The organism is Pseudoalteromonas sp. Z1A8 (assembly GCF_011378855.1).
Lineage (GTDB): Bacteria > Pseudomonadota > Gammaproteobacteria > Enterobacterales > Alteromonadaceae > Pseudoalteromonas.
Genome location: NZ_WTLB01000080.1, coordinates 1 through 10592 on the forward strand (window position 1 = coordinate 1; position 10592 = coordinate 10592).

The following is a 10592-nucleotide window of genomic DNA, read 5'->3' on the forward strand; positions in this document are numbered from 1 at the left end:
ATCAAAAGATGATAAGGGTATTGTGAAGCAACCAAAAGATCGGTCAACCGATCAAAAATACCTTAACTGATCGGTGTTAGCCCATACAACGGGTTTAAACCAAGTGGCTGGTGTGTTTTGTGACATGTTATTACCTTGTTTTTATTGTTATTTACAAGGGAATTAAAGAGCAAAAAGGCCAACTATACAAGTTGACCTTTTTATATAAAAAGAGGGTTTTTAAATGCTTAACCAAATGAAATAGGACGACGACCTGTTTTATCATCTACTTTTGGCTTTTTAGTTCGTTTGCGCTTAGCTTTAGCTGGCTGATTTGTTGGTTGTGGTGCAGCTTGCTTTGACTCTGTTTGAGTGTGTACCGCAGGTTTTTCTGCAGGTACAGCATCTTCACTTAGTGACAGCTTAAAAAACTCACCATCGAATTCTAGTACATCGCCACTGTATAATTTTTTCCGCTTTATTGTACAAATTTCATGGTTAACACCCACATAGCCTTCAGTAATTAGGTTTTTAGCTTGGCCGCCACCTTCAACTAAGTTTAGTACTTTTAATAATTTACAAAGCTCAATCGGCTCTTCTTCTAACTCTATTTCTATATATTCTTCGTTCATATTTGCTCTCGGTGGGGTAACGCACAGGCTTTAGTATAAAGGCTTACAGCGACTTTTGCACCAAAGCAAGTAACTTTAGATAGCGGTAATACACAATTAGTTATGAAAGTTTTTAGGTATTTTATCTGTCTTTAAAAAAACTGAAGCAATTAAAAGTTAAGCTTCGTTGCAATCTTTTTTACGTATGGCTCGCTAATTGCTAAAACTCTGGCGGATTAATCAATGTGTAATGAATACATATAAAACGGAGTAGAAAATGGGCGTAAGATTAGCAATGAAAAAAGAGCTAATGGGCTTAGATAATTCAGATATGTTGACCGCAGATGATGTTAGGTCACATCTTACTAATCAAGTAAAAGAGCAAAAGGAAAATGCTGAACGTGGTTTTTCTGTGATTTCAAAATTTAACGATCACCATAGCCGCTTAGTGAGTGGCGATATGAAAAAAAAATCGGTACTTGAATTTCAACGCCATCGCTTATTTAAAGAAGTTTTATACACTCGTAAAAGTGTTGATGCGTGGTTAAATAGCCAAACAAATTAAATTGCTATAAATAGTTACCTTTAATAAACTACGATTGTAATCAAAGGAGGGTAACTATGAAAAATGGAATTTTGATATGTGTGTTGGCATTATTATTAGCTGCGTGCCAACAACCTACCGTGTATGTATTTAGTGAAAACTTGCAAGATGAGCAACGCAATCAACTAGATGCTGCACTAAGCGAACAAAACCTCCCTTATGAATATGTAGATCTAGAGATCCCATCGGATTTTGGTGAAGCAACATTGCTTTTATCAAGCGATAAAATTTACCAAAAAGAGACTGAGCAGTTAGCTACTATTATGCAGGGGCTAGGTTACGAGCCACAAGTTAGCTATACAACGCGTTCAAATCATTTTTATGGTGATGGCAATATAGGCTTTTATCTAAAAAATGCAGTGGCGGGTACAACCTTTGTTATGCCTAAAAAGTTACGAACAACTCAATGCAGCGAAGACAAGTACAATGATTTACTCGTCACATTTACAGATAAATATGCTGACTTTACCTTACCCAGTGGCGCTGTTGTAAGATTAGGTTGGGAGTTTTTATACGGTTACGTTGTCATTTATTACAAAAATTATTCGCAAACATACAGTCACTCGCAACCACTTGTAAATACGCCTTTTGGCGCCAAACCATCCGATACTTACAGGTTTACAGCTCATGTTAATAACCCCAGCTGGCTTGATTGCTCACTACAAATTGTTTATATGGACTGAGTGATAGAGTTAACCGTGGGTTTCTATATGCTCGCTAAGTTTTGCAATACGCAGACTCATACCTTCTATAATTCGGTCTTTAATTTTTTCACGGATAACGTTAGGTAAACGAGTGAGTGCTTCAGGGGTAATGGCAAGGACTATACTGTCGGTTTTAGCGCGTGCGCTAGTGCTACGCTCTCGGTTATTTATAAAAGCGCCTTCACCTATAAATTCACCAGGTACTATCGTTCCAAGTTCTAGCAAATGATTATGTTTAAATACTAACAACGCACCGCTAAGTACAATATATAAGCGCTTGTCGTTATCGTATTGCTTAAATAAAAACTGATGCTGGCTTACTAAATATAACAGGCCGAACGACTCCAATAAGACTTGGCGCTCGCTGAGCGTAAATTCTTTAAAAAAGTGCAGCCTGTTTATAATTTCCATTTGTTTGAATAATGGAATATGTTCGATTAGCTTCATCAATAACCAAATGTGTTAAAAACGTTTAATTAGCTAATATTGCGCTCTTTTAATTTTCGGGTCAACGTGTTGCGTCCCCAACCAATTTTTATAGCGGCATCTTGCTTATGGCCAGAGCAATTAGCGAGAGCTGTTTTTATTAAGCGGGTTTCTAGCTGAGCTTGAATGTCAGGCCAAATATTTTCTTTACCTTGTTTAAGTTCTTGATTAAGCCATTGCTGAAACGCATCTAACCAATCACCTTCTTCTTGAGTTGGTGTGGCATCAAGAATTTCAGGCGGTAAGTCTTGCTCGCTCACAAGCTCACCCGGTGCCATTACAGTAAGCCAGCGACAGGTGTTTTCTAATTGGCGCACATTGCCTGGCCAATTAAATAAACGTAATTGCTCAGTTGCTTTAGGGCTCAGTACTTTGCTTTCTACTTGTAGCTCTTTAGCGCTTTTATGTAAAAAGTGTTGCGACAAGCTTTCTATATCTTCAGTACGCTCTCGAAGTGCAGGTAAGCGCAGGCGCACAACATTAAGACGATGAAATAAATCATCCCTAAACTTGCCCTGTTTAACTAAATCTTCAAGGTTTTGATGCGTAGCCGCAATAATACGTACGTCTACTTTTATACTTTGATGACCACCAACGCGATAAAATTCACCATCGGCGAGTACGCGCAATAAACGTGTTTGCACATCAAGTGGCATATCACCAATTTCATCTAAAAACAGTGTGCCACCATTGGCTTGCTCAAAACGGCCTTTGCGCACGCTGTCGGCGCCGGTAAATGCGCCTTTTTCGTGGCCAAAAAGCTCTGACTCAACAAGCTCTTTTGGAATAGCCGCCATGTTAAGTGCAATAAATTGGTTTTCTTTACGTGGGCTATGATTGTGCAAAGCACTGGCAACTAGTTCTTTACCTGTGCCAGATTCACCATTTATTAATACGCTCATGCTAGAGGCCGATAGCTTACCTATCGCTCTAAATACTTCTTGCATGGCGGGTGCTTCACCAATTATATGCGCACTTTTTGGTGGAGCTTGCTTACGCTTAGTTTTTTTAGTGGAATTTGCTCTGCATGCGCTTTCGACTAGTGCTACCGCTTCGTTTAAATCAAACGGCTTAGCGAGGTATTCAAAAGCCCCTTTTTGAAATGCATTAACTGCTGAGTCTAAATCTGAGTGCGCAGTCATTATAATAACGGGCAATCCAGGGTTTTGCTCTGCAATAAGTTCAAGCAACGCCATACCATCCATACCAGGCATTCGTACGTCCGAAACTAAAACAGTAGGTTGGCTAAACTTTAATGCGCTTAATACATCTTGCGCGTTAGAAAAGCTTTCTGCGTTAAACCCTGCACGGGTTAGTGCTTTTTCGAGTACAAATCGAATAGAAGCATCATCATCTACAAGCCAAACTGTTTTCATGCAAACTCCAAACATTAATCTGCAAAGGGCAGATAGATATTAAATTCAGTATGTCCAGGCCAGCTATCACATTCTATATAGCCATCATGTTGATCAATCAGTGTTTGCGCTATTGAAAGGCCTAATCCGGAGCCACCTTCTTTATTGGTGATCATCGGGTAGAACAGTGTTTCGCGTACACTGGGATCAATACCTGGTCCGTTATCAGATATTTGGATCAACAAGGCTTTTTTAGGTGCTTTACCCGGGCGACGATGCTGATGATTTATGCGGGTTTTTATTGTTATTTCACCGCCATCCACAAGCGCCTGTTGGGCATTTCGAACAATGTTTAATACTACTTGCTGAATTTTACCTTGATCAATGTATACATCAGGAATACTTGGGTCGTAATCTTTAACCAAGTTAATGTTAGAGCAATTATCTAACGTACTTAGTCTTGCAACTGATTCAAGTGATTGATGTATGTTGCCATACGATTTTTGCGGAAGTTGATTAGGCCCTAAAAGCCTATCTACTAATTCGCGTAATCGGTCGGCTTGCTCAATGATGAGCTCAGCACATTGATCTCTTTCTTGTTGATCAACCTCATACTGCAATAACTGCGCCGCTCCGCGGATTCCACCTAAAGGATTTTTAATTTCGTGTGCTAAACCTCTAATTAGGTTTCGAGCAGCTTGGTATTGATGCATTTGATTAGACGCTTGGTCGTGCTTAATTTCATCATCAGTTTGGCGCCACTCAAATAAAATATAAAGCGAGCCATTAAACTTAATTTGTCGTGTACTTACGGCTACTTTTGCATGGCGAGAATCGCTAAAAACCACATCAGCTCTATGCTGCTGGCAATCTACGCCTTCAACCAATGAGTACTGTTCTATACGTTGTAAATCGATTGAATGGTAATTAAAAAGGCTATCAAAAGGCTGATCTAATAGGCGCTTGTTACCAAGGCCAAGCAGTTCACTGGTACTGGTATTGGCATATACAACGGTGAAGTTTTTATCAAGCAACATGATAGCGGTTGTTTGATTTTGCCAAATGGCATCGAGTAGCTCAGGGCTAAAGTTTTTATTATTAATCATAGCTGCACCATTTTAGTGCGTGGATATTTACAAGCAAGTTATATGATTAAATATACTGCTGCACGTTTAGTAATGCCCCAATTTAGTTACCTAGGTTTAGCCCTTTTCGGTGCATAAAAAATATGCAGGGCTCACTTGTAGCAATAACTTGGTTTTTACTATTAAAAAGCTTTAATTGTAGTGTGTGCTGACCACGTTCTACATCTCTTATTGCAAAGGTTGAGCTGTCACTGGCGGGGCCATGTGCTTTACCATCAATAAAAAGTTGTATAGTAAAACCAGTTTCAAAGCGTGGTTTTATTCGGCTAGTAACATAAACACTGCCGGTATTTTCACGGATAGTCTGGTTATGATCAGGTGAGGAAATGGCAATACTAAAGGCCGCTTGTTGAGGCTGGGGTTGCTCGTTAAAAATGTCAGTATTTGTTGCAGGCATATTAAGATCTTGGCTGGTGAGTTTTACCTCTTTAGCCCCTTTATGAGGGGTGTCTGAGAACACTAATACGCCATTTTTATCTTTCCAAGCGTATATTTTTGTTTCACCTGCGTAACCATAATTACTTAATCCTAAAGTAATTAATAGTAATAAAATCTTGTTATTCACTCTGCAGCCCTGCATTTTTATCGATAACTTAACTTTAGTGGAGTTTGTTTAATTTTACCATTAAAAAAGCCCGCAAAGCGGGCTTGAGAACACACATATTTTAAACAGCTAAATTAACAGCTGTAGTACATTTCAAACTCAACTGGGTGAGTTGTCATGTTAAGCTTTTCAACTTCTTGAGACTTAAGTGAGATGTAAGCTTCGATTAAGTCGTCAGTGAATACACCACCTTGAGTTAAGAATTCACGGTCTGCGCTAAGTGCAGATAGTGCTTCGTCAAGTGATGCTGCAACAGTTGGAATTTCTGCTGCTTCTTCAGCTGGTAAATCGTATAAATCTTTGTCCATCGCATCGCCAGGGTGGATCTTGTTTTTGATACCATCAAGGCCAGCCATAAGCATTGCTGAGAAAGCAAGGTATGGGTTAGCTGTTGGATCCGGGAAGCGTACTTCAATACGACGACCTTTTTCAGATGGAACCACTGGGATACGGATTGATGCAGAACGGTTACGTGCAGAGTATGCAAGCATAACTGGTGCTTCAAAACCTGGTACTAAACGTTTGTACGAGTTAGTAGACGCATTTGCAAAAGCGTTAATTGCTTTAGCATGCTTGATGATACCGCCAATGTAGTAAAGTGCGTCTTCAGAAAGGCCGCCGTACTTATCACCAGCAAATAGGTTTACACCATCTTTAGCAAGTGACTGGTGACAATGCATACCAGAACCGTTATCACCAACAACTGGCTTAGGCATAAACGTTGCCGTTTTACCGTATAAGTGAGCCATGTTGTGGATAACATATTTCATTTCTTGGATTTCATCCGCTTTTAATACCATTGTATTAAAGCGAGTAGCAATTTCGTTTTGACCTGCTGTTGCTACTTCGTGGTGATGTGCTTCTACTACTTGGCCCATTTCTTCTAGAACTAGACACGTAGCTGAACGCCAATCTTGGAAGTCATCAACTGGAGCAACTGGGAAGTAACCGCCTTTAACACCTGGACGGTGACCTGTGTTGCCATCTGCATATTCTTTATCTGAGTTCCAAGCAGCTTGCTTAGAATCAATTTTGTACATAGAACCAGACATATCTGATTTGTATTTAACGTCGTCAAATACGAAAAACTCTGGCTCTGGGCCAAATAAAACTGTATCTGCAATACCTGTAGAGCGCATGTAGTCTTCAGCACGCTTAGCAACAGAACGCGGGTCGCGCTCATAACCTTGTAGTGTAGAAGGCTCTACTACGTCACAACGTAAAATTAATGTCGCTTCTTCTGTGAAAGGGTCTAGTTTGATTGACTCAGGCACTGGCATTAATACCATGTCTGATTCGTTTATGCCTTTCCAGCCTGCAATTGAAGAACCGTCGAACATTTTACCGTCTTCAAAAAAGTCTTCATCAACTTGGTGATGAGGAATAGAAACATGCTGTTCTTTACCCTTAGTGTCAGTAAAGCGTAAATCAATGAACTTGACGTCATTTTCTTTAATAAAATCTAAAACCGATTGTGACATGTGTCCTCCAACTATTAGGTTTTGTTATTGCTGCATAATTGCTTTGGTATTTACTAAGCTGATTTTGTGCCATTATTGTAACTGGCTGTTTATAAATTAAAAAAATATCATTGCATCAAAATGGAATATACAAGCGCACCATGTTGGTGCGTAAATATTCCATTTCGGTGCAAAATTTACAGAGCGTAATTTGTTGTTAATTTAATCAGCTGAAATTAGCATAACCTAAATGCAAAAGAGTAACAAAAAGATCGGAAAAATAGTCAAAAAGAGGGTTTTTTGAAAAATAATTGAAATTTAATTCATATAATTGTCATATAAAAAACAGATACTTAGTAAAAGTATTGAGAAAGTTTTAAAATATGTATTGGATAAACTTTCATCCATGTCATTAATGAGGGATAATATGCGCCCTTTTAAATCCTATGCTGGGACATCTCGCGAAAGCGTGGATGAGTGCGTAGATCTTGCAGGATCATTGAGAATTTAATTTCTCTGAGTAAATATATGAGCATCGAAAAGTTAAGAAATATAGCGATTATCGCGCACGTTGACCACGGTAAAACAACTCTGGTTGACAAACTACTTGAGCAATCAGGTACATTAGAAACACGCGGCGGTAACGAAGAGCGCGTGATGGACTCAAACGACATTGAGAAAGAACGTGGTATTACCATTTTGGCTAAAAACACAGCCATCTCTTGGAACGACTACCATATCAATATCGTAGATACTCCGGGACACGCCGATTTCGGTGGTGAAGTTGAACGCGTACTTTCGATGGCTGACTCAGTATTATTACTTGTTGATGCTCAAGAAGGTCCAATGCCACAAACGCGTTTCGTTACGCAAAAAGCATTCGCGCAAGGCTTAAAGCCAATCGTAGTTATCAATAAAATTGATAAGCCAGGTTCACGTCCTGATTGGGTTATGGATCAAATCTTTGATTTATTCGACAACCTTGGCGCAACTGACGAACAGTTAGACTTTAAAGTAATCTACGCTTCAGCTATCAACGGCTGGGCAACACTAGATTTAGACGTACCATCAGACAACATGGAACCTATGTTCAAGATGATCGTTGACGAAGTATCACCACCGGATGCAGATCCTGAAGGTGACTTCCAAATGCAAATTTCTCAACTAGATTACAACTCTTATGTTGGTGTAGTTGGTATTGGTCGTATTAAACGTGGTTCTGTTGCTCCTAACCAACAAGTTACTATTATCAGTGCTGATGGCACTACACGTAATGGTAAAATTGGCGCAGTACAAAGCTACCTAGGTCTTGAACGTATCGAAACTGAAAGAGCTTACGCTGGTAACATCGTAACTGTAACAGGTATTGGTGAGCTTAAGATTTCTGATACAGTTTGTTTCCCAGGAAACGTTGAAGCATTACCACCACTAAGTGTTGATGAGCCAACTGTAACAATGACATTCTCTGTAAATAACTCACCTTTCTGTGGTAAAGAAGGTAAGTTTGTAACGTCACGTAATATCCGTGAACGTTTAGACAAAGAATTAGTACACAACGTAGCACTTCGCGTTGAAGATACTGGTAGCCCAGATAGCTTCCGTGTTTCTGGTCGTGGTGAATTACACCTAGGTATCTTAATCGAGAACATGCGTCGTGAAGGTTACGAGCTTTCAGTTTCTCGTCCAGAAGTTATCTTACGTACTGTAGATGGCGTTCTAGAAGAACCGTTTGAAACAGTAACTATTGACTGTCAAGACGAGCACCAAGGTTCTGTTATGGAACAAGTTGGCCTACGTAAAGGTGAACTTACTAACATGACTCCAGATGGCAAAGGCCGTATGCGTTTAGATTTCATGATCCCTAGCCGTGGTTTAATTGGTTTCCAAACTGATTTCATGACGCTTACTTCGGGTTCTGGTCTTATGTACCATACGTTCGATCATTACGGTCCTCACAAAGGTGGCGACATCGGTGTTCGTAAGAACGGCGTAATGATTGCAAACGCAACGGGTAAAGCACTTACTAACGCATTATTCAACTTACAAGAACGCGGCCGTTTATTCATCGGTCACGGTGTTGAAGTATACGAAGGTATGGTTATCGGTATTCATAACCGTGATAACGACCTTACAGTTAACGCCCTTAAAGGTAAGCAGTTAACTAACGTACGTGCATCTGGTACTGATGAAGCGCAAACGCTTTCTCCACACCTTAACTACTCACTTGAGCAAGCGCTTGAGTTCATCGATGATGACGAGCTAGTTGAAGTAACTCCACTAAACATTCGTATCCGTAAGAAACACCTTACAGAAAACGAACGTAAACGTGCTGGTCGTGGACCTAAGTCATAATCTATTAATTTAGAATAATGATTTTAAAAGCCGCTGTATTGCAAAATACAGCGGCTTTTTTGTGTTTGTTGGGTTTAGCAAAAGTAGATTATCAATTCATTTCAGAGTCCAGCTATCGGCATGAAATATGTATTGTTTTCATTATTATATGCTGGTAAGTTTTTAACAAAATTAAAAAGCTTTTTTTTAATAACTAAATTGATAAAAAAATACAAATTTTCTATCGATAATAGGGCTTTTTGCTATTAAAGATTTTGGAGTCTGCTGAAAAATGGAAGTTAAAACTGAACCAGCCGGAAGGCTTTTTGATATCTTACAAGAAGCACGAAGTAAACCTGAACAACATAAAGTTAGAAAAGTTTGGGCTGAAGTTTTTGGTTTACAAGAAAATGATACTGGCACGATCTTAAGAATGATTGCTGATCTTATTCAGTTAACATATAAAACTAAGTCTCAGATTGAAGCGCTAGATGATGTTGACCATTTATTATATTTGAAGCCTTTTCAGAAAATAGAACGTATGTTCTCTAATATTAATTTGGAAGCACCTTGGCAAGGTTGTAAGAATCAAATTGATGAACCAACAATTTATGGTCTTCAATTTTGTTCTGATAAATTAAATAGAAACACAAAAATAACAGCACTTAAAGATATGGAGTTAGAGCAAATAAAAAAATCTCTAACCGAATTGTCGGATATGATTACAGGTTCTTCTCTAGAGCCTTCATTACAGCTACTTCTTTTAAGAAACATCGAAAGTTTACGACAAGCTTTGATTGCGTACAAAATCAAAGGTATTGACGGTATTGAAACGGAACTAGAACTCAATCTTGGCTCACTAGTTCTTAATAAAGAAAAAATTAAAGCATCTGTAGAAAAAGATAACTCTGGTGGTGTCTTTAAAAAGTACTTAAAACTTTTAGATGGGCTAAATAAAACAGTATCTACAGCTAAGAAGGTAGATCAGCTTACGGGAAACACACTTTCTAAGCTGCTAGGCGTCAATGATAGCTAATGGTCTATTTAAAAATTAGCTAAGACTTTTACAGCTTAATAAACGAGAAGTAATAACTCATTAGCTTGGCCGTTATAAGTAAACGAGGGTACATACCAAGTCGATCATGCTACATACTCTCAGGGGGAGAGCGATCGATAATGCAAAGCACCTGTGTTTGTTGGTAGGGTGTTTTTTCGTTGGGTTTCGCTTCGCTCAACCCAACCTTGTATCTCTTCTTGATGAGTGTTTAGCTAGCACTTGTCACATCGGGAAGACAGTGAGCTCGTACCCAACC

Annotated in this window: 10 protein-coding genes; 4 read left to right on the forward strand and 6 right to left on the reverse strand. The window is 39.1% G+C overall.

The window, feature by feature from the left end:
- Positions 1 to 227: 227 nt before the first annotated feature.
- Positions 228 to 611 carry an RNA-binding S4 domain-containing protein gene (locus GQR55_RS18885; RefSeq protein ID WP_166421823.1) on the reverse strand — a complete coding sequence of 128 codons (384 nt, stop codon included), beginning with the start codon at positions 609 to 611 and terminating at the stop codon, positions 228 to 230.
- 256 nt (positions 612 to 867) lie between these two features.
- On the opposite strand from GQR55_RS18885, the gene GQR55_RS18890 reads away from it, so the two are divergent.
- Entirely contained in the window at positions 868 to 1155 is a 288-nt protein-coding gene (locus GQR55_RS18890) for a hypothetical protein (RefSeq protein WP_165739228.1), read from the forward strand.
- A gap of 56 nt (positions 1156 to 1211) precedes the next feature.
- A complete protein-coding gene (locus GQR55_RS18895; protein WP_166421824.1) occupies positions 1212 to 1877 on the forward strand; it encodes a hypothetical protein in 666 nt (221 codons plus the stop codon).
- A 9-nt stretch (positions 1878 to 1886) separates the two neighbouring features.
- Here GQR55_RS18895 and GQR55_RS18900 read toward each other — a convergent pair whose 3' ends face one another.
- From GQR55_RS18900 to glnA, 5 genes are all read right to left on the reverse strand, one after another.
- Entirely contained in the window at positions 1887 to 2345 is a 459-nt protein-coding gene (locus tag GQR55_RS18900) for a cyclic nucleotide-binding domain-containing protein (RefSeq protein ID WP_166421825.1), read from the reverse strand.
- A gap of 29 nt (positions 2346 to 2374) precedes the next feature.
- Positions 2375 to 3760 carry a nitrogen regulation protein NR(I) gene (ntrC, locus tag GQR55_RS18905; protein ID WP_165739232.1) on the reverse strand — a complete coding sequence of 462 codons (1386 nt, stop codon included), beginning with the start codon at positions 3758 to 3760 and terminating at the stop codon, positions 2375 to 2377.
- 14 nt (positions 3761 to 3774) lie between these two features.
- Complete coding sequence (gene glnL / locus GQR55_RS18910; protein WP_166421826.1) at positions 3775 to 4845, reverse strand: nitrogen regulation protein NR(II); 1071 nt, start codon at positions 4843 to 4845, stop codon at positions 3775 to 3777.
- 82 nt (positions 4846 to 4927) lie between these two features.
- Positions 4928 to 5449: a DUF4124 domain-containing protein gene (locus tag GQR55_RS18915; RefSeq protein ID WP_166421827.1), complete on the reverse strand. Its 522-nt coding sequence runs from the start codon at positions 5447 to 5449 to the stop codon at positions 4928 to 4930.
- A 113-nt stretch (positions 5450 to 5562) separates the two neighbouring features.
- Positions 5563 to 6969 carry a glutamate--ammonia ligase gene (gene glnA / locus GQR55_RS18920; protein WP_166421828.1) on the reverse strand — a complete coding sequence of 469 codons (1407 nt, stop codon included), beginning with the start codon at positions 6967 to 6969 and terminating at the stop codon, positions 5563 to 5565.
- A 507-nt stretch (positions 6970 to 7476) separates the two neighbouring features.
- On the opposite strand from glnA, the gene typA reads away from it, so the two are divergent.
- Together typA and GQR55_RS18930 are read left to right on the forward strand one after the other, a co-directional pair.
- Positions 7477 to 9300, forward strand: coding sequence for a translational GTPase TypA (gene typA / locus GQR55_RS18925; RefSeq protein WP_166421829.1), 1824 nt, complete (start codon positions 7477 to 7479; stop codon positions 9298 to 9300).
- A gap of 271 nt (positions 9301 to 9571) precedes the next feature.
- Entirely contained in the window at positions 9572 to 10315 is a 744-nt protein-coding gene (locus GQR55_RS18930; protein ID WP_166421830.1) for a hypothetical protein, read from the forward strand.
- Positions 10316 to 10592: the final 277 nt, after the last annotated feature.